Here is a 20,090-nt window from a genome sequence, read left to right as displayed (position 1 = left end):
TGGACCACTGGGCACTTCTACCCAACCGGCCCATGCAAGGATCAAGCATCCTTGACCACCTACGAGGGGACATGAGGATGAGCCCATTCGCGACCGGGATGGTGGTGGCCGCTCAACCCGAGGCGGTGGAGGCCGGTGTCGAAGCGCTACGGGCCGGTGGCAACGCTGTGGATGCCGCGGTGGCCTGCGCCCTTGTGGCCGGCGTGGTCGATCCCCAGATGTGCGGCATAGCCGGATTCGGGAGCGCCCAGTTGTTCTTGCCCGCCGGCCGCCCAGGCGCCGATTCTGGTGAGACCATCCACACCTGTGTCGACTTCCATGGCACGTCGCCGGCCGCCGTGCGCCCCGACATGTGGGAGCACCTGCTGGTCGGCGAAACCCGAGACGGGTTCGGCTTCATCCTCGACGGCAACGTCAACGACGTTGGCTACCAGTCGATCACCACGCCCGGCTCGCTACTGGCCTACTACGAAGCACAGAGCCGCTACGGCCGTCTCGACTGGGCTGACGTAGTAGCTCCGGCCATTGCCTGGGCAGCCGACGGCTTTGCGATCCGGCCGTCGGTGTTCCACTGGTGGAAGGAGGGCGCCACGCTCGGCCGAGCCGACAACGTCGGGCGTCTGGCCCACACCCCGGCCGGGCGCCGCATCTACTTCGACGAGAACGGGTCGCTTCGACCCATCGGTGAGACGCTCCGAAACCCCGATCTGGCCAGGACTCTGACCCGCATCGCCGAAGGTGGAGCGGACGAGTTCTACCGGGGTGGGATCGCAGCGGAGATCGATGCCGACATGGCGGCCAACGGCGGTCTACTGACGGCCGCCGACCTCGACGAGTACCAGACCGTCTGGGGCGAGCCGCTGCGCACGACCTACCGGGGACTGGAGGTGGCCACGAATCAGCCGCCTGGCGGTGGAGTCATGGTGGCCGAAATGCTCAACATCCTCGGCCTCTTCGACCTGGGGGCCATGGGGCACAACAGCGTCCAATACGTCCGGACGGTGGCTGAGGCCATGAAGTGGGCCACAGCCGACAAGGACGCCCACGTCGGAGACCCAGCCTTCGTCGACGTGCCACTGGACCGGCTCTTGTCGAACGACCACGCCGCCGAGATGGCCCAGCGCATCATGGCCGGCGAACGTGCCCACGTGGATCGCATGGCTGGTGAGCCACCCGACACCACCCACGTCTGCGTGGTCGACGCCGACGGCAACGCCATGTCGATGACCCACTCGCTGGGTATGCCGTCCGGCGTCGTCACCGAGGGCCTGGGCTTCATGTACAACGGCTGCATGGGGGTGTTCGACCCCCGTCCGGGACGACCCGGTTCGCTGGCCCCCGGCAAGCGCCGCTTTACCTCGCTCTGCCCGACCCTCCTTCTGGACCGAAGACTCCCAGACGACGAAGCGCTGCGGTTCGTAGTCGGCGCTCCAGGGGGTACCCAGATCGCCATGGGCGTACTGCAGGTGATCCTCAACGCCGTCGACCACGACATGCCGGTGCTGGAGGCGATCTCGGCCCCCCGGTTCTCGGCCACGAGCGACACCATCGACGTCTGCAACCGAATCCCCCGATCGGTGACCCGAGAGCTGGAGGCCGACGGCTACGAGGTGGTCCGGTGGCCCGGCAGCTACGAGTTCGCCAGGGTGCACGCCATCGCCGTGGGACCCAGTGGGTTGTCCGGAGCCGCCGATCCGGGCGGCGACGGAATGGCGCTCACTCCCTGACGACCACCCTCGTAACGACGGTGGTAGCCAGTCGGCCCGGAGACGAGGCGGTCAGGAACCCGCCGGGCAGGTCAGGTCGAGGTCCTCGCCCATCGCAGCATTGAACCCCTCACGGCCGTACATGAAGAGGGCGACGAACCACTTGGCGACGTCCTCCTCGACCAAGCCGGCCAGCAAGCAATCGGGGTCCTGTGGGACGCCGAGGTCGGCCATGTCAGCCTTCATCAATGCCAGAAGGTCGGTGCAATAACCCACGGGTTGTACCAGGGACAGAGCGTCCTCGACGGCCATGCCGCCCACTGAGGCGCCGTTCATGAGCGCACCGGTCCGGCCGATCCCCTCTACCTGGAGCATGGTGACCACGGCACACTCGGCTTCGTCCTCGGTCCAGTGTCGACCCAGAACGGGATGCGACTGATGATTGTCCATCCAGTTGGCAAAGAGGGAGAACTGCTGGTCGACAACCTCGGTGTCCACGCCGCGCTCCATGAGTTCGTCGGCACGAATCTCAGCAGCCTCCCGATCCAGGCCATCACGCTCCATGACCAGACGCACGACATTCTCGCGAACACCATCCATCGCCTCGTCGACGTCGTAGGTGCTGGTCGGCACAGCAGTGGTTGTCGGTACAGCCAGCTCGGGCTCGACGTCGTCAGAACACGCTCCCGCAACGATGCAGGCCACGACCAACAGGATCAGACGAGTGCGCATCCGGCAGTCTCACACCGGATCAGTCCGACCAAAACTCGGCTCGGGACTCGTCCGGACCATTACGCTCCGCTGCTGATGTCCGAACCCTCGACGCCGGTGCTCTCCGCTGAGCAGGTCAGCCAGTACGAGACCGACGGATACCTGTACCTAGAGGACGCGCTCACCCCGCAGCAGGTGTCCGACCTGCGAACGGTGTTCGACAATTGGGTCGAGGAAAGCCGCTCCCATGCGGGGCCGTACGGCGAAACCTTCGATGGGCGCCCCCGATTCGACGTCGAGCCCGGCCATACCGCGAAAAGCCCGGGCCTTCGCCGCGTCGCCTCGCCCATCGAGGTGTCCGACGTCTACCTCGACGCGATGCGCTCCAACCGGGCCCTGGAAGCCGTGACCCAGTTGGTCGGTGCCAATCTGCGGTTCCGTGAGTCCAAGATCAACTCAAAACTGCCTGGAACGGCCACCCACCTGAAGTACCACCAGGACTTTCCGTTCGGCCCGCTCAGCAACGACGACCTGATCACCGTGCTGTTCCACCTCGACGAGGTCGGCTCCGACAACGGCCCACTGGAGGTTGTGCCGGGTAGCCACAAGGGGCCGCTGCTTGAGCACTGGCACGACGGGGTGTTCACCGGCGCGGTGTGCCCCGACATCGAGGCCGAGGCTCGGAAGCGAGCCGTTACCTGCCATGGGGCCGTCGGCTCGGCGTATCTCATGGACGCCCGGGTGTTGCACGGCTCGGCCCCAAATCTGTCCGCGTCACCCCGAACGCTGTTCATTGTCCAGTACCACGCCGAGGACGCCCACCCGTTGGCCCCCAACCACCTGCCCAGCCGCTTTGACCAGGAGGTGGTGGCTGGCGTGGCCACCGGACGAGTACGCACCTCGGACTATGAAATGGCACTACCCGAGATGCCCACCGTGGCCTCCTTCTTCGCCGTCCAGGCGGTGAAAAGTGGGTAACTCGAAACTGCTACTGGCCGTAGCCCTCCTTGCGGCGTGTATTTCCTCCTGCGGGGGAGACACGGCAGATGGGGAAATGGGCGACCACGGCGACCACGGCGACCACAGCCATGACCACGGCTCGGCCATCGACCTCACCGACCTCTCGGTTCGACCTGAGGTATCTCTCGTCGCCGAGCCCGACGGATCAGGCGGGATCTTGTTGGACATCGAAGTCCATGGTCTGGAGTTGGTGCCAGCCGATGCAGGAGTCGACCACCAACCCGGAGAGGGACACGTGCATGTGATGGTCGACGGCTCGTCCGTGGCGATGATCGCCGATACCAGTTACCACGTCACGGGCCTAAGCAACGGTAACCACACGGTCATGGTCACGCTTTCGGCAAACGACCACAGGGACTACCACGTTGATGGGAAGGTCATCAGCGACATGACCTCCGTGGTGGTCACCGGAGGCACATGACCGCCTAGGACCAGGGCGACAGCGAGGCCATCGTCTCCCTGGGAGATGGCGTTGACCAAACCACCCCCGTGGGCCTGCGCTCACCTCTGTAGCAGGCAGCGACTTCTTCCATCCCCGCCCAGTCCGGGCACTCAAGGCCTCGCCGCTAGGAGAGACCGGGAAGACACCGATCTCGCCTGGACCGGTTAACCAATGGCACTAGTTGGCGCGTCGACAGTTCTCGATAATGGCGTCGCATATCTCCGGCCAACGCTGCTCTGGTAGGTCGTGTCCCATGTCGGGTATGCCTAGGAACCGCGATCCCGGCACCGCCTTGGCTGTCGTCAGACCACCACTGGGCTTGACCAGTGGATCGACCAGTCCGTGGATGACCAAGGTCGGGGCCGTAACTGCTTCAAGCAATTTCGTTCGATCACGGGTGCTGGAGATGGCGGCCATTTGCCGCTCCAACCCCTCCGGTTGGAAACTTCTATCCATATTGAGTCGAACATGCTCCCGGTACTCGTCAGCATCGAAATGGGGCCCGGAAATCAGGCGGAAGACCTCGACATTGTCTTCCACGGCGTTTTCCAGCGAGGGTTTTTGCCGCCACGCGAACTTGGGAATCAGCGAGGCCGCAATACCCCCATTTCGGCGGTCACCAGTGTTCGACATGATGGAGCACATGGTCCGGACGCGATCAGGATGGTTGAGCGCAATCTCCTGGACGATCATCCCGCCCATCGAGAGGCCGACGACGTGAGCCGAATCGATCTCGAGGAAGTCGAGTAGACCGGCGGCATCGTCCGCCATGTCGACCATGGAATAGGCCACTCCCTTCACCGGTTGCCTGGTGAGGAGAGCGCGAGTAATGGTCGATTGGCTGGGTGGCTTCCAGGTCCCCTGTGAAGACAACCCGCTATCACGGTTGTCGTAGCGGATGACCTTGAAGCCCCGATCGACGAACAGGCCAACGAACTCATCTCGCCAGTCCGTCAACTGGCCCCCAAGTCCCATGACCAAGAGCAATGGCTCGCCATCGCCTTGGACGTCGTATTCGATAGCAATCCCGTTGACTTCGGCCTTGGGCATCCCCGGACCGTAGTTCTGGTGGACGATTTCCCGGCTACCGGTCCCCATCTTCGAGCCACTGGCGCTCTTCGCTGGTGAGTTCTATCTTCGCTGCCTGAAGATTCGCGGCGGCCTCCAGGCCATTGCGTGCAGCGCAGACGACATGGGCGCGGAAAGGCGAAGTCGCAACGTAAGCAATGGCGACCTGCTCTGGACTGCATCCCCGCGAGGTCGCTAGTTGCAGCGTCCGGTCCCTTCGATCCCGGTTCTGCACCGAGTCATAGCAGCGGGTCGTTTCCGCATCAGTGGCCGACTCCGGTCTCCGTGCTGCGGTAAGGAAACCGCCAGCCAAGGGCGACCAGGTGATGACCGAGATCTCGGAATCGGCAAGGCGAACCCGTTCTTCAGCATTGGCTGGCCCCGTGATAGTGGTGACCCCTGGCCAAGGCTTTGCAAGTTGATCAACCAGCGAGAACTGCGGGCTGGTGGCTACCGGCAGAGCGACGTCTGCCCTACTTCGAGCCTCCCAGAATCGTTCGGCTGACCAGTTGGACACTCCCCAGGCTCCAATGGTGCCCAGGGCCACCTCGCGCTGGGCAGCATCTACCAACTCGCCGACAGGCACGGTGTCATCGTCCCTGTGGAACAACCAGAGGTCGAGCCTGTCGGTACCCATCCGGTCGAGGGTCGCTGCGATATCGACGGCCACTGTCTCGGGCGAGACTCTGGACGCCGTCCAGTCGGGTGGCCCGGGATGACATCCCTTCCCGATAAGCGTGATCGATTCGCGGACACCTCGGCTGGCTACCCAGGCGCCGAGGCGTCCATCACACGTACCGCCTTCGTCTGCGTAGACGAGACCCGAATCGAAGGCACCGACCCCGGAGGCGTGGACCTCATCGAGAAGTCGGTCTGGGTCTGGCACCAAGGTTGCTCCGAATAGGGGCGTTGCCCCCTGAATCACAGTCGGCAGCATTTAAATAGACCGTTCACGAGAGAACCTCTGCGTCGCATGGGTAGACGACTCCGATTCGAGACCGGATCTCGTCCATCAGGACCGCCATGGCCAATGACCACGACCCGGGGACTATTGGACTCTCCATCATCCCGGCCTCAAGGCATCGGGCCACTTCGGTGATCTGGTATTCGAAACCGTTGACTCGATGAGCCACATGCACCTCGTCGACCTTTTCGCCTTCCAGAGTTGTAAGCGTCATCTGCTCGGCACGCCAGAAGCGTGGAATGTCGACATGGCCCTTGGACCCGACAATGCGTCCGTCGACGCCAAGGTCGGTATTGATCGCAGAGTTGAGCTTGGCCAACCCACCGGTGGGGTATTCGGCAGTCACGGAAAGGCGGACATCCACACCATCGGCAGATAGTTCAGCCTCAGCGTCAAAGGAAAGAGGCGGGGACTGGAATACCAGTTCTGCCAAGGTCAAGGTGTAGATCCCGACGTCGAGCAGGCTGCCTCCGGCCGATTCGGGCGCCCAAAGACGACTATTCGGGTCATAGGGGGCGTTGAAGCCGAAGTTCGCTTCGACCATTTGAATCTCGCCTAGACGCCCTTCCTCGATCCACTTCCTGCATGCCGCCATGACAGGAAGGTGCCGAGTCCACATGGCCTCCATGAGAAAGGTCCCCGATAGTTGAGAGATCTCGATCATTTGTCGAACCTGGGCGGCGTTGACCGCCATCGGTTTCTCGCACAACACGGGAACCCCGGCGTCCAGGAGAGTCACGGAAACGTCTCGATGACTGCTGTGCGGGGTGGCGACGTAAACGGCGTCCACCTCGCCTACGAGGTCGCCTAAGTCGCAACTCGACGCGCCGATACCGTGATCGTCTGCGAAAGCCGCGACCTTGGGGGCATCACGGCCAACGACAGCGACGACCTCATGGCCGACTCCTCTGGCCGCGCTAAGGAACGTGGAGACAATGCCCCCATGTCCAACAATCCCCCACCGCATCAGGCCAGCATCGCACCTTGACCCAGAGTTGGGCCTCCCCTGGGCCACGGCCCTCGAAGTGAGCAAAGCATCAAGATCTTGACCGTCTTGGTGCCAAGGTCCGAGCCGCTGGCTGCGGTGCGAAGCCGTTCCCTGCATCTGCTGGTTGACGAGCCACTTCCTGAAGGTATACGGACGGTAGGACTACGGTCCGTCGGTATGACCCCGACCACAGGAAAGCACCCGATCGACAAGCGATTCGCCACCGTCAATGGCAAACGGATGGCCTACGTGGAGGTCGGTGAGGGCGACCCGATCGTGTTCTTGCACGGCAACCCCACGTCGTCGTACCTCTGGCGCAACATCATCCCGTACGTGGCCGACCTCGGGCGTTGCATCGCCCCCGACTTGATCGGCCAGGGCGATTCGGAGAAGTTGGACGACTCCGGCCCCGGCTCGTACCGATTCGTGGAACACCGAACCTACCTGTGGGAACTGTTGGAACAGATCGGCGTGACGGAGCGTGTGACCCTGGTCGTGCACGACTGGGGCTCGGCTCTCGGGTTCGACTGGGCCGCCAACCACCCCGAGGCGGTAGCCGGGGTCTGCTACATGGAGGCCATCGTCCGGCCCATAGCCACGTGGGACGAGTGGCCCGAGTCCGCACGGGGCATCTTCCAGGCCTTCCGGTCGGCGGCGGGCGAGGACATGGTGCTAGAGAAGAACCTGTTCGTTGAGGCGGTCCTCCCCGGGGCGACGATCTGCGACCTGGCACCCGAGGACCACGACGAGTACCGACGACCGTTCACCGAACCGGGTGAAGGGCGGCGCCCCACCCTCACCTGGCCCCGTGAGATCCCAATAGCTGATGAGCCGGCCGACGTGGTGTCGATCGCCTCGGCATACGCGAACTTCATGGCGTCGGCCCCGTTCCCGAAGTTGTTCGTGAACGCAGAACCCGGCGCCATCCTGACCGGCGCCCAGCGCCAGTTCTGTCGTACCTGGCTCAACCAGACAGAGCTCACAGTCGCCGGAAAACACTTCATCCAGGAGGACTCCGCTGATGAGATAGGAACAGCGCTGGCCGACTGGCACACGCACCTGTAGGTAGCAGAACCCGGTTCCAAGCCCTCACGTTCCTCGAGCACCGAGCGACAGACGTAGATGGCTGGTGCGTGCTGCGCTCTCCGACATGGAACCAGAAAGGGCTAGCCGGTCAAGCCTGGTCCTCGATGGGTCGAACGTGCCGGAGCCACAGCCCACCGCCGATGTGGGGGCGCGGGTCGTAGGAGCGATGTCCAAGCAGTCTTTGCACGCGTGGTGACCGGCCATCGAGTTCACCAGGGGCGTAGTCGAGCGCGTTGGCCTCCTCGGGAGTGAGCCAGCCAACCACGAAGCTGAGGTGTAGTGCACGTCGCCACCGGTCGACAGTGAGGTTGGCCCCTCCCCCATGGAGGGTCTTCCCGGAGTAGACGAACGCATCGCCGGGGGCGAGTTCGGCTGGAACGGACTCTGCCTCAAAGTCGTACACCTCCAACTCGGGCCACCGGTGGCTTCCAGGAACCGCCCGGGTCGCGCCGAGCTCTTCGGTCACTTCTTCGAGGGCAATCATGGCGCTGATGGTCACCTCCGGCGTGTCAGGCCAGGTGGGTTCCACGTGTTGGAACCAATTGTCGGCGTCGCGGTGTAGCACCTGAGCCGGCTCGCCGGGTCCGATGAACATGACCTGTGCCGTGTTAACCCAGTACGAGCCGCAGTTGGGCAGGAGAACGGCGTCCGCAAGGGCGGCGTAGACCTCGTTGTCGAGCAGATCGAAGTAGGCGGGAGTGATCCTGCCGAGGCTTGAGAAGCGAACAGTGTTCGCGCCAACGAAAAATTTTCCCGCTTCGCCCATGCCCTGATTAGCGGCACCCGGTTGAACGCCCTTCGCGAACGCCGTCGTTGCACGGAGCAGTTCATCTATCACGCCCCCGCCGACCATGCCCTCGACGACCATGCCGCCATCGGTGTCGAAGACCTCAAGGGCCGACGCGAGCAAGCCGTCAGCCGAAAGTCTGGTCAGTGCCTGTGACATCGATCCTTCTCCTCCCCAAGAAAAGCGTACCTACGCGATACAGAGCGACCTTCGGGCCGATTGAGATGATCAGGAATGCAGCCTTAAGACACCGTCAAGGCGCCTGGGGTTCACGCAAGGCGACTTGACCTATAGCCCGCCCTATCCCTTCCGACTCCCGTACCAGTACTGACGAATTCCAGCCGGGTACCAATATCAGGTCGGCTACAGGTCGAGCCGTATACCGTGCCGATCATGACCGTCCACACCAACTCCGACGGACCGGTGACTGTCATCACCATCGACCGCCCCGAGGTTCGCAACGCCGTCGACCGAGACACCGCCGAAGCCTTGGGCTCGGCATTCGACGCAGTTGATGCCGACGAAGACACCTCGGTCATCGTGCTCACCGGTTCAAGTGGCACGTTCTGCGCCGGGGCCGATCTCAAGGCCCTCTCAGACGGTCGCGGTAACCGGGTGACCGAGCCCGATGTAGCCGGGATCGTCGACTCGCTGGGCCCGATGGGGCCGACGCGCCGGGCGCTGTCCAAGCCGGTGATCGCCGCCATTGAGGGCCATGCCGTCGCCGGCGGCCTGGAGTTGGCGCTGTGGTGCGACCTGCGAATCGCTGCCACCGACGCTGTCTTCGGTGTCTATTGCCGACGCTGGGGGGTCCCCCTGGTAGACGGTGGAACGGTTCGCCTCCCCCGTCTAATCGGACATAGCCGCGCCATGGACCTGATCCTTACCGGACGAGCGGTGGGTGGCGACGAGGCACTCCAGATGGGTCTGGCCAACCGGCTGTGCGAATCCGGTGCTGCGCTGGACACGGCCGTCGAGGTCGCCAGGGAGTTGGCGACGTTTCCGCAACGATGCCTGCGATCCGACCGTCTCTCGGCTATCGAGCAGTGGGGGCTGGATCTAGGACCTGCGCTCGCCAACGAGGTCCGCCGGGGCATGGCGACCATTCGTAGCGGCGAGACCCAGGAGGGTGCCACCCGCTTTGCCGATGGTGAAGGGCGTCACGGCTCATTCGCTGCGTTCTCCCCCGGTACCTAGACGAGGCGACAGAAGGCATTTCTCCAGTGGACCCCGACGACGAGAAACCGTTCCCTCTAACTACAGAATGGTTTGAGCTCCAACGCCAGGAAGCGGTAGAAAACGCTAGGGCGAGTAAGGCTCAGCGCGAGCAGGATCGGGCCAATAAGGGCAAGACGAGGGGTCGGGAGTATCGACTCCTGCGATGGTGGAAATCCAGGCTGCCACCGCCCCAATAAACGGACGCGAACAGGGTTGTTACTAGGACCGCCGTCAGGCGCACCGTCGCGACGTTAGGCCTACCAGCCAGCCGGATCCGCCCCAAAGGGCCAAACCGGGCCCACCGGTAACCTTCACAGCGAGGAAGACCGTTACCGGCAGTAACGCGCCACATAACGCGCCACCCTCACCGAGGGGGCTATTTACCGGTCGGCCTCAAAGATGGCCAGCGATTGGCCAAGCGCGGCCTGGTCGGGAACCGCACCGATGCCTGGGGAGTCCGGGGCGGTAGCTGTACCCCCGTCGTTGGCCACGCCCCCCTCCACCGGGTTGTCAGTCAGGTGGTCGAAGCACAGCCAGGTGGCGCGCCGCAACGGTTCAGGAGTCGCCTGGGCCAGATGCACCGCAGCGCTTGCCGACAGGGCGGTGCCCCCCGTGTCCTCGATGTTCATCCGGATCCCCGCTGCCGCCGCCACGTCCCGGATGCGACGGGCCGGGGTGATCCCCCCCACTCTGCCGATCTTCAGACCGACCACCTCGCAGGCCCGGTCGCCGACCGCCCTGATCATGTCATCGACGGTGACGAGCGACTCGTCAATAGCCAGGGGCTGGCCGACCGCGGACCGCACTGCAAGATGTTGCCCGTAGGTCTCGCAGGGCTGTTCCACCACTCGGAGAATCTCCCGGGTGGCGCTCAATACGCTGATTGCCTCGGCGGGAGTCCAGGAGCGGTTGACGTCGAAGGTGAGTTCCTCGCCTGGGACCATGGCTGCGTCGAGGATCCGCATGCGTTCAACGTCAACTTCTACATCGGCGCCGATCTTGGCCGAGTGAAATGTGTAGCCCTCGGCCCTAGCCAAGTCGATCTCGGCTAGGAGTTCGTCGGGGGTGCCGGATGGTATGGACGAGTGGAGCCGCACTGAGCCATCTGTTCTCCCGCCCAGCAGGTCACAGAGCGGGAGGCCAGCCGCCTGGGCGGCAAGGTCCCAGCAGGCCATGTCGACGGCGGACTTCACGTAGCCATGACCGGGTAGCGCCAGGTCCATGGCCCTGTAGACGACGTCGGTACGACGGGGGTCTAGTCCTAGAACGGTGGGAGCCAGTTCAGCCACGCCGGCTCGGATACCGCCGGCAAAGGCCGGCAGGTAGGTGGACCCCCATGGGCATCCTTCGCCCCAGCCGACGAGCCCCTCGTCGGTGTCGAGCCGCAAGATGGTGGAGTCAAGGCGCTCGAAGTGGAGGCGCCCGCCCGATAGCGAGTAGGGCCGCTTCAGGGGAAGGTCCAGCCCCCACATCGTGATCCGGGTGATCCTCAAATCACACCCCCTGGTCGTCCCACGCCGGTCTGAACTTTCCCCAACTCTGGAGCCGGCCGATTCCGGGCCGATCCACCCCTAGCTCCGGAGCCGTTCGTTCCCGGGATCGTAGACGGCCTCGGCGAGCACCCTGGCCGGGTACCGGTCGCCAAGAATCATGACCTCCAGGTCGGTGCCGGGCACAGCGTCGTCGGGTGACACGAAGGCGAAGGCGTACACCCTGCCGGTGGTGTAGCCGTGACCGCCTGACGAGGTGAGGCCCACGGCCCGGTCGCCACGAAACACCCCTTCACCGCCGATGCACTCGGCGATGTCGCACTCGACCTCCAGATATGCCGACGCCCAGCGGCGGGACTGCTCGTCACGGGCTAGCAGAGCGTCCCGGCCGACGAAGTCTCCCTTGTCACGCTTGATAAAGAACCCGAGGCCGGCCTCGACAGGGTCAACGTCGTGGGTCATGTCCCGCGAGGTGCGGTAGCCCTTCTCCATGCGCAGGCAGTTGACAGCGTGGTGGCCGGCGTTGACGACCCCGAGATCGGTACCAGCGGCCCACAGACCGTCATACAGGGTGCCCATGTCGGCCAGCGGGGCATGAAGCTCCCAGCCCAACTCGCCGACAAAGCCCACCCGCAGGGCCCGCACCTCCACCCCGCACACGATGATCTGCTGAGCGGTCAGCCACGGGAAGGCCCTGTTGGACACGTCAGCAGCGGTGCATCCAGCCAGCAGGTCGCGAGCCGACGGCCCGACCACCGACAGCACACCGAAGGCCTCGGAAACTGTGGTCAGGATGGCGTCGAGCCCGGTCGGCCAGTGGGTGGTCATGTACTCGCGGTCCTTGAGCTCCCCCACCGCAGCCGACACGAGGTAGAAGTGGTCGTCGGCCAAGCGGGTCACCGTCATCTCGCTCTCGACTCGTCCGGTTGGGGTGAGGAAGTAGTTGAGGCCGATGCGGCCTACCTTCGGGAGCCGGTTGGCGCACAGCCCGTCCAGTACCTTGAAGGCGTCCGGACCCATCAGGTCGAACTTGGCGAACGCTGTCATGTCGAGCAGCGCGACCCCCTCCCGCACGGCCCGGACCTCCTCCCGTACCGGCTCGAACCAGCGCACGTGCCTAAACCCGACATCGTCCTCGACGGGTAGTCCGGCGGCCCCCGGATACCACTTAGGGCGCTCCCAGCCGTACACCTGGGTGAACACGGCACCCAGCTCGGCCTGGCGTTCGTAGGCCGGCGTGGCCTTCAGGGGGCGGAGATGAGGGTGTTCGAGGCCCGGCACCGGTGTCTGGTGCCGGTACATGTAGTCCTCGACGCCCTTCTCCCGCCCGTAGTCGCCGTCGGGCACGAACCCAAACCGGCGCGGGTCGTAGCTCCGCACGCTGAGAACCGTCTCGCCATGAACCATCCAGCGGGCTAGCTCCCGGCCCAGCCCGGGGCCGTCTGCCAGGCCGACCTGGGCGCCGCAAGCCATCCAGAAGTTGGGGATGCCTGACATGCCGAGCATGGCCTCGCCGTCCGGGGTGTGGGTGATGGCCCCTCGGATGGTCTGCTTGATGCCTCGGGGCTCGAGGCACGGCATGCACTCGAAGGCCCGCATGAGCCGGTCGCCGATGATGTCGTAGTCGATCGGGAACAGCGGGTTCTCCAGTTCCCACCCCGGCTGGTCATTCCAGGCCGCCTCGGCTCCGACCTGCTCGTAGATGCCGATGAGGCCCGACTCCTGTTCCTGGCGGATGTATCCCGAGAGGTAGTCGTCGCGCATGACCGGCAGCTCACGGTCAAGGGCGGTGATCTCAGGCACCGGCTCGGTGATGACATAGGCGTGAAGGGCGTTGGCCATCGGCACCCGCAGGCCGGCCATGCGGGCCACCCGGTCGGCGTAGCAGCCGGCGGCGTTGACCACGTGCTCGCAGGTGACGGTGCCTTGTTCGGTTACGACGTCCCAGTCGCCGTCCGGGCGTCGGTTGATCTCGAGGACCCGGTTGCGGCGAGAGGTGGAGGCACCCCGGTTGCGGGCCCCGGTGAGCATGGCGTTGGTGGCGCCTGACGGGTCGACATGGCCGTCCCGTGGCGTCCAGATGGCGCCCACGACGTTCGACACGTCGTAGAGAGGGTGGTGCTCGGCGACCACTTCGGGGCCTACCCAGTCCATCTCGAGCCCGGCGTAGGCGCCGACCCCCAGTTGGCCCTTCAACCAGTCGACCTCTATGGGCTCGTAGGCCACCCGGAAGGAGCCTGTTTCGTGCCACGAGGTAGCCACCCCGGTCTCGGCCTCGAGCTCTGCGTAGAGCTCAGTGGCGTACTTGCGCATGAAGGCCAGCGTGTAACTGGACACTGAGTGGGTGACCTGGCCGGCGGCGTGCCACGTGGAGCCGGACGTGAACTCGGCCTTCTCTATGAGTAGGGCGTCGGTCCATCCCTCCTTGGCGAGGTGGTAAAGGACACTGGCACCGACGATGCCACCACCGACGACGACGACCCGGGTGTGATCGGGCATGGCCATGAAGGGACTCCCACGAAACGACTAACGAGATTACGGACATTTGTCCGATCTGATTTCGAGAATGGTACACTTGTACGATCATGAACGCGACGTCTACGGCCTCCAAACCGCTGTCATCCAAGAAGTCGCTGTCGTCAAACGAGTTGCTGGACCGACTGGCCGACGCCTACAACGACCTCACCCCCCAGGTCCGCCAGGCGGCCCGCCACATCCTCGACCGTCCCGAACAGGTCGCCGTGCTCTCGATGCGCCAACTGGCCGAAGCGGCCGGCGTCAAGCCCAACACCCTGGTCCGCCTGGCGCGGGCTGTGGGCTTTGATGGCTACGAAGATCTGCGTGATCCGTTCCGCCACGAGGTCACCGCCCCCGGAACCTCGTACCCCGACAAGGCCCGCTGGCTCCAGACTCTGGCCGGGGCCGAGCATCACGGCGACCTGCTGGCCGATCTGGCCTCATCCAACCTTGGAATCGTCGAGCAGGTGTTCGAAGACCTCGACACCGTCGAACTCCAGACGGTGGCCGACACCATCCTCGCCGCCCCTCGCACCGGAGTCTTCGGCGTCGGCGCCCTGCTGCCCCTAGCCCGCCACTTCTGCTACGTCGGCTCTATGGCCGTCCCCGGACTGTGGACCCTCCCCACCAACGAGGGCCTGCCCATCGACGACATCGCCCGCATGGGCGCCGGCGACGTGCTAGTCGCCATGACTTTCGCCACCTATAGGGCCGAGATCGTCGAAGCCACCCGCCTGGCCCGTGCACGCGACATCACCGTGGTGACCGTCACCGACAGTCGAACCGCACCGCCGGCCCTCGACGCCGACCACGTGTTCACCACCCCCGTCGAGACCCCGCTGTTCTTTGCCAGCGTGCTGGGCGTCGTCGCCCTGCTCGAAACCCTGCTGGCGTTCATGGTGGCCGACAGCCGCACCGAGGCCGCCGAAGCCATCGATCAGTTCCACCGGCACCGACGCGCTGCCGGTGTGTACGTCGAGGAGTGACCCTATGGACCTCCACCTGGCTAACCCCAACCTGAAAAACCCCGAGTTCTATGTGCCCGGCCTGCCAGCGGACTGGGTGACCGCCCACTACGGGATCCCCGCCGACGAGGTCGCCAAGCTGGGCTCAGCCGAAAACCCGTTCGGCCCCTCCCCCAAGGCCATGGCCTCGATCACCGCCGAGTTGGGCAACGTCCACCTGTACTCGCCGTGGACGGCCGAACCGCTGCGCGAGGCCCTAGCCGCCAAATACGGCTACACCCCCGAAAACTTCGTGTGCGGCTCCGGCGAAACCGAAGTCATCGCCCTCATCATCCGGGCGTTCGCCGAACCAGGCGGCCAGGTGCTCATGACCCGGCCGTGCTTCCCGATGTACCACCTGTTCGCCGAAGCCGAAGGCCGCCACCCGGTGTACATCGACACACCCACCATGACCTGCGAGGTTGACGCCTACATCGACGCCATCGGACCCGACACCCGCATCGTGTTCGTCACCAACCCCCACTCACCGTCGGGCACGTGGCTTGAAGAGGCCGACGTGCGCCGCATCGTCGAGGCCGCCCCCCACGCTCTGGTGGCCCTCGACGAGGCATACGTGCACTACTCGGACACGCCCGGCTACATCCACCTGGCTGCCGAATACGACAACCTCATCGTTCTGCGCACCTTCTCCAAGGCCTTCGGCCTGGCCGGGCTCCGACTCGGCTTCGGTGTGGCCCACCCCGACCTGATCCCGCCGCTGCTGGCCGTCAAGCCCACCTGGAACGTGGGCCGACTCCAGATCGCCGGCGGGATCGCCGCCCTGACCGACGACGAGCACGTCGACCGCACCATTGCGGCCATTCTCGAGGGCAAAGCCCACGTCACCGCCCGCTTCGGGGAACTGGACCGCTTCCGGCTGGTGCCCGGCACCCGCTCCAACTTCATGCTCATCGAAATTCTCGACCCCGACACCGACTCCACACTGGTGTTCGAAGGCCTCCTCGAGCGAGGCGTCATTGTCAAGGACGGCTCGGTGTCCTTCCGGGGTCTCGAAAAGCGCTATCTACGAAGCGACATCAACCTCCCCCACCGAATGGACCACCTGGTGGACGCCCTAGCCGACCTGCCCTAGCCTGCGCCGGCTGAGTCGCCCCTTTCACCGTCGAGGAGCCCCCATTGAGTAGCTACCGCCGAGCTCTCTCCGGCGACTGGTACACCGACCCGGTCGTGTTCGCCGACGAACTGGTCAGCATTTTCGCCCGCACCTGGCAGCTAGTCGGTCACGTCGGCCAACTCGCCGAACCCGGCGACTACCTCACCGCTTCCGTCGGCGATCAGGGGGTGGCGGTGACCCGGCTGGCCGACGGCTCGCTGCACGCCATGTACAACGTGTGCCAGCACCGTGGCCATGAACTGTTGACCGACGATGCCGGCCACACCAGCAGCCTGACCTGCCCGTACCACGCCTGGAACTACGACCTCGACGGCCGCCTGCTGCACGCTCGCGGCGAGTCGGTCGGCGAGATTTGCGTGCCGTCGGTCCGGCTAGACACGCTCGGTGGTTTCCTGTGGGTCAACCTGGACGATGACGCAGCCAGCCTGCCCGACACCGTGCCCGACATCGAGGACGAGCTGCTGGCTGTGGCACCCAGCGCGGCCAGCCGCACCCTCACCCATCGGCGCACCCACCTAATCAGCGCCAACTGGAAGTTGGCCGTCGAGAACTACAACGAGTGCTACCACTGCCCCAACGTGCACAAATCGTTCACCAAGGGCGTCGTGTCCCCCGGCAGCTACCGCATCGCCGGTCGCGGCCAGGCCATCCGCCACAGCGCCGAAGCGCCGGCCAGCACCGGGTACTCCCTGGCCGAGGGAGGCCAGGCGTACGAATCGTTCTACGTGTTCCCGGTGTCATCGATCCAGTGCTATCCCGGTGAGGTGCTCAACACCTTCCGATGGGTGCCCCTGGCCGTAGACCGCACCCTCTTGATCCGTGAGTGGTGGTTCGACGGCGATACCCCGACCGCTGAACAGGACGAGATCATCGACCTGGACTGGCGGACCACAGTCAGCGAAGACTTCTCAATCATGGATTCCGTCCAACGGGGTCTGCGCAGTCGGGGCTACGTCCCCGGTCCGCTTATCCAACGTCCCGACGGCGTGGCCACCGTCCACTCCGAGGACGCAGTCCCCCACCTGCACGACCTGGTCCGCGCTGCGCTGGGACGATGACCGCTACCCGAGAACTGGGGGGCTTCCTCACTGACCCTGAACTGCGGATCAGCGACGATCACATCGACCGTGCCGTCGACTGCCTAGTCGACACTCTGGGATGCATCGTGTTCGGAGCCGGCCAGCCGTGGAGCCAGCGGGCAGCCGCCCACGCCCGTCGCACTGGTGGTGACGGTGGTCCATGTCCGGTCGTCGGCTCAGGGTTCGCTACCTCGGCTCCAATGGCCGCCTTCGCCAACGGGGCGTCAGGCCACGCCTTCGAGTTGGACGATGTGCACGAGGAGGCCATCTCGCACCCCGGAGCGGTCGTCATCCCAGCAGTGCTCGCCATCGCCGCCGAAACCGGCGCCTCGGGGCTGGCCGTCCTGGAAGCGATCGTGGTTGGGTACGAAGCGATGGGACGAGCCGGTATCGCCGTTGGGCCGGCATCCCACATGCTGGCTGGCTACCACCCCACCGGCCAGTCCGGGGTGTTTGGTTCTGCCGCAGCGGTTGGGCGCCTTCTGGACTTCGGATCCGGGATGATGACTCACGCCCTGGGAATTGCCGCCACCTTCTCGTCGGGAACCACCGAGTTCAACCAGAGTGGAGGAGACACCAAGCGACTCCACGCCGGCAGGGCGGCGGAGGGCGGGTTAACGGCCGCCCTACTAGCCGCCGACGGCTTCGACGGGCCCGCTGACGGGCTGGCCGGCAGATATGGGTTCTGCCGGATCTCGACAACCGAACCCGATGTCAACCTCCTCACCGACAACCTCGGTGATCGCTGGATGATCGACGAGATCACCGTCAAGCCGTATGCGGCCTGCAGCGATATCCACCCGCTCATTGACGCGGCCCTCGAGATCCGCGGTCGGGGCGTCCGTGCCGACGACATAGCCGAGATCCACGCCGAGGTGCCGACCAAGGCCGCCGAGCAGAACTCCCAGGATGGAACCACCTCGGTGATGGCGTCCCAGTACAGCGGACCGTTCAACGTGGCGGCCGCCTTTCTGGCTGACCCGTCCGACCCGTCCACCTATACAGCCGAACGCATCGCCGATCCGGCGCTAGCCGACCTTCAAGCCCGGGTGGTCTCCATGGCCGCCGCCGAATGGTGCGATGCCAGCTACGCCTGGAAGATGGCCGGCGGCCTACGAGTGGTGTGCACGAACGGCACGGAGCACCACGTGCGGGTATGCGGCCAGAGGGGCTCAATGCACCAGCCCCTCACCTCCGACGAGTTGGAGGCCAAGTTCCGGCTGCTGGTCGGCAACCGAATCGACGCCGACGTCATGATCGCCACCGCCCGCGACCTTCGCCATGCGCCGGACCTGACCAGCTTCTGGACGGCGCTCGCCAACAGCCCCAACGAACCCCAGGAGGACACGTGTTAACCACCGACATCACCCGCAAGCGCTACATCGGCTACTCGGGCTTCGTCACGACACCCCGCTATTTCGACGACGTGGTGCAGCAGTTCACGGCCGTCGCCCCCGAAGGGGTAGGCGCCATGCAACGGGCGCTTCACATCCCCGGCTACGAGTACCACCTCAACGACCGGACTCGCAATTTCGACCTACTGGACGAAGCGGCCACCTGTCTGGCCGAGTCGCATTGCCAAGTGATCGGCCAGGCCGGCAGCAACTGGGTGCACTGCACCGGTACGACGCCAGACCAGATCACCAGGTTCTGCGACGACCTCAGCGAGCGGATCGGTGCCCGCTTCCTCATGGCTGGACACTGCATCGTCGAGGCACTACGCCACCTCGGGGCCAGGCGGATCGCTGTCAGTAACGCCTACTACCGAGACGACTGGAGGGACGGCATCAACCGCTATCTGGAACAGGCCGGATTCGAGATCCTGTCCAGCGGCCACATGCGCGACCAGGGCCTTTACGCCACCCTGGAAGAGCAGTTGGAGGTCGAGGACCAGACAGTGTGGGACCACCCGGACCGCGACGTCATGGAGAGCATCCGCCTAGCCCACGAGGCGGCCCAGGACGCTGACGTCGTGGTGCAAACCGGCGCCGGCTTCCGGACGGCACCTCATGTACCGGCTCTGGAAGCCATGTTCGATAAGCCGGTCGTGGCATCCGACAACGCCCTCTTCTGGGGAATGCTCCGCGAGCTCGACCTCGGGATCCCCGTCCGCGACCACGGCCTACTGCTCGGGACCCTCTGAATGCACACGATCCTCGCCCTGTGGGCGTTACCCCGCTCACGATCCACGGCCTTCGAGCAGATGATGCGCGAACGAAAGGACCACCACTGTCTCCACGAACCGTTCGGCGAGGCCTGGTACCTCGGCGAGGACCGGCGGTGCCCTCCGCAACGGGCGGGCGGACCGAAACCCGGGCTGACCTCGGCCTCGGTCTGGTCCGACCTCCGGGCGGCCGCCGAAACGGGGCCCGTGTTCGTCAAGGAGTTCCCGCACTACGTAACCCACATGGCCGACGACGACTTCCTCGACCACTTCAACCATTCCTTCCTAATCCGTGATCCGGCCAAGACCCTGCCCTCGATGTACGACAAGTGGCCGGACTTCGAGATCGCCGAGACAGGCTTCGCCGAGCAACGGTCCCTGTTCGACCGACTCACCGAACACCGGGGTACACCACCACCCGTCATCGACGCGGAGGACCTCATGGCCGACCCGGATGGCATCACCTCGGCGTGGTGTGACGCTGTCGGTATCCCGTTCCTGGCCGAGGCCCTGCACTGGGCGGCCCCCAGAGAGGAGGCCATGAGTTGGTACGACAGCGGTTCATGGCACGACAACCTGCGTGCGTCCACCGGGCTCACCTCCCAGCAGCGCGATTACGTATCGATCGACCACAACGACCTCCTGAGGCACGCCTACTCAACGTGTCGCCCCCACTACGAGGCGCTCTTTGCGCATCGTCTGATGGCCTGA

At 65.0% G+C, this 20,090-nt stretch carries 18 protein-coding genes; 11 read left to right on the top strand and 7 right to left on the bottom strand.

All coding sequences use genetic code 11. The features are described 5' to 3' along the window. Positions 1-77 precede the first annotated feature (77 nt). Positions 78-1,727 carry a gamma-glutamyltransferase family protein gene (locus QF777_09915; protein MDP6911863.1) on the top strand — a complete coding sequence of 550 codons (1,650 nt, stop codon included), beginning with the start codon at positions 78-80 and terminating at the stop codon, positions 1,725-1,727. A gap of 51 nt (positions 1,728-1,778) precedes the next feature. On the opposite strand, the gene QF777_09910 is transcribed toward QF777_09915, so the two are convergent. Then, positions 1,779-2,438 carry a hypothetical protein gene (locus QF777_09910; protein MDP6911862.1) on the bottom strand — a complete coding sequence of 220 codons (660 nt, stop codon included), beginning with the start codon at positions 2,436-2,438 and terminating at the stop codon, positions 1,779-1,781. 75 nt (positions 2,439-2,513) lie between these two features. On the opposite strand from QF777_09910, the gene QF777_09905 reads away from it, so the two are divergent. Beyond that, complete coding sequence (locus QF777_09905; GenBank protein ID MDP6911861.1) at positions 2,514-3,395, top strand: phytanoyl-CoA dioxygenase family protein; 882 nt, start codon at positions 2,514-2,516, stop codon at positions 3,393-3,395. Continuing rightward, positions 3,388-3,858: a DUF6130 family protein gene (locus QF777_09900; protein MDP6911860.1), complete on the top strand. Its 471-nt coding sequence runs from the start codon at positions 3,388-3,390 to the stop codon at positions 3,856-3,858. Before QF777_09905 ends, QF777_09900 begins: the two co-directional genes overlap by 8 nt. A gap of 198 nt (positions 3,859-4,056) precedes the next feature. Here QF777_09900 and QF777_09895 read toward each other — a convergent pair whose 3' ends face one another. The 3 genes from QF777_09895 to QF777_09885 form a co-directional block, all read right to left on the bottom strand. Further along, the gene (locus QF777_09895; protein MDP6911859.1) at positions 4,057-4,929 is read right to left on the bottom strand and encodes an alpha/beta hydrolase; all 873 of its coding nucleotides are present in this window, start codon (positions 4,927-4,929) and stop codon (positions 4,057-4,059) included. Positions 4,930-4,963: 34 nt separating this feature from the next. Further along, entirely contained in the window at positions 4,964-5,833 is an 870-nt protein-coding gene (locus tag QF777_09890; protein ID MDP6911858.1) for an aldo/keto reductase, read from the bottom strand. A gap of 64 nt (positions 5,834-5,897) precedes the next feature. Beyond that, positions 5,898-6,878: a Gfo/Idh/MocA family oxidoreductase gene (locus QF777_09885; protein MDP6911857.1), complete on the bottom strand. Its 981-nt coding sequence runs from the start codon at positions 6,876-6,878 to the stop codon at positions 5,898-5,900. A 198-nt stretch (positions 6,879-7,076) separates the two neighbouring features. Between QF777_09885 and QF777_09880 the strand changes: the two genes are divergently transcribed. Further along, positions 7,077-7,964 carry a haloalkane dehalogenase gene (locus QF777_09880; GenBank protein MDP6911856.1) on the top strand — a complete coding sequence of 296 codons (888 nt, stop codon included), beginning with the start codon at positions 7,077-7,079 and terminating at the stop codon, positions 7,962-7,964. Between the two features lie 109 nt (positions 7,965-8,073). Here the strand turns inward: QF777_09880 and QF777_09875 are convergent, their stop codons facing one another. Then, a complete protein-coding gene (locus QF777_09875; GenBank protein MDP6911855.1) occupies positions 8,074-8,931 on the bottom strand; it encodes a phytanoyl-CoA dioxygenase family protein in 858 nt (285 codons plus the stop codon). Between the two features lie 234 nt (positions 8,932-9,165). Here QF777_09875 and QF777_09870 point away from each other — a divergent pair, with 234 nt between their 5' ends. Next, complete coding sequence (locus tag QF777_09870; protein ID MDP6911854.1) at positions 9,166-9,969, top strand: crotonase/enoyl-CoA hydratase family protein; 804 nt, start codon at positions 9,166-9,168, stop codon at positions 9,967-9,969. A gap of 401 nt (positions 9,970-10,370) precedes the next feature. Here QF777_09870 and QF777_09865 read toward each other — a convergent pair whose 3' ends face one another. Together QF777_09865 and QF777_09860 are read right to left on the bottom strand one after the other, a co-directional pair. Continuing rightward, entirely contained in the window at positions 10,371-11,483 is a 1,113-nt protein-coding gene (locus tag QF777_09865) for a mandelate racemase/muconate lactonizing enzyme family protein (protein ID MDP6911853.1), read from the bottom strand. A 78-nt stretch (positions 11,484-11,561) separates the two neighbouring features. Next, positions 11,562-13,985, bottom strand: a complete 2,424-nt coding sequence (locus QF777_09860) for an FAD-dependent oxidoreductase (protein MDP6911852.1) — start codon at positions 13,983-13,985, stop codon at positions 11,562-11,564. Between the two features lie 80 nt (positions 13,986-14,065). On the opposite strand from QF777_09860, the gene QF777_09855 reads away from it, so the two are divergent. Genes QF777_09855 through QF777_09830 form a run of 6 tightly spaced genes read left to right on the top strand, consistent with a single transcriptional unit; the run spans position 14,066 to position 20,090 of the window. Further along, entirely contained in the window at positions 14,066-14,983 is a 918-nt protein-coding gene (locus tag QF777_09855; GenBank protein ID MDP6911851.1) for a MurR/RpiR family transcriptional regulator, read from the top strand. A 4-nt stretch (positions 14,984-14,987) separates the two neighbouring features. After that, positions 14,988-16,094: a histidinol-phosphate transaminase gene (locus tag QF777_09850; protein MDP6911850.1), complete on the top strand. Its 1,107-nt coding sequence runs from the start codon at positions 14,988-14,990 to the stop codon at positions 16,092-16,094. A gap of 44 nt (positions 16,095-16,138) precedes the next feature. Beyond that, complete coding sequence (locus tag QF777_09845) at positions 16,139-17,194, top strand: aromatic ring-hydroxylating dioxygenase subunit alpha (GenBank protein MDP6911849.1); 1,056 nt, start codon at positions 16,139-16,141, stop codon at positions 17,192-17,194. After that, the gene (locus QF777_09840; protein MDP6911848.1) at positions 17,191-18,570 is read left to right on the top strand and encodes an MmgE/PrpD family protein; all 1,380 of its coding nucleotides are present in this window, start codon (positions 17,191-17,193) and stop codon (positions 18,568-18,570) included. The genes QF777_09845 and QF777_09840 overlap by 4 nt, the downstream gene beginning before the upstream one ends. Next, on the top strand, positions 18,564-19,358 hold the full coding sequence (locus QF777_09835; GenBank protein MDP6911847.1) for a hypothetical protein: 795 nt from the start codon (positions 18,564-18,566) through the stop codon (positions 19,356-19,358). The genes QF777_09840 and QF777_09835 overlap by 7 nt, the downstream gene beginning before the upstream one ends. Then, positions 19,359-20,090 (top strand): hypothetical protein, encoded by a 732-nt coding sequence (locus QF777_09830; protein ID MDP6911846.1) that lies wholly within the window; start codon positions 19,359-19,361, stop codon positions 20,088-20,090.

The sequence above is a fragment of the Acidimicrobiales bacterium genome, assembly GCA_030747595.1.
GTDB lineage: Bacteria > Actinomycetota > Acidimicrobiia > Acidimicrobiales > MedAcidi-G1 > UBA9410.
This window is presented reverse-complemented; position numbering and strand designations above follow the sequence as displayed.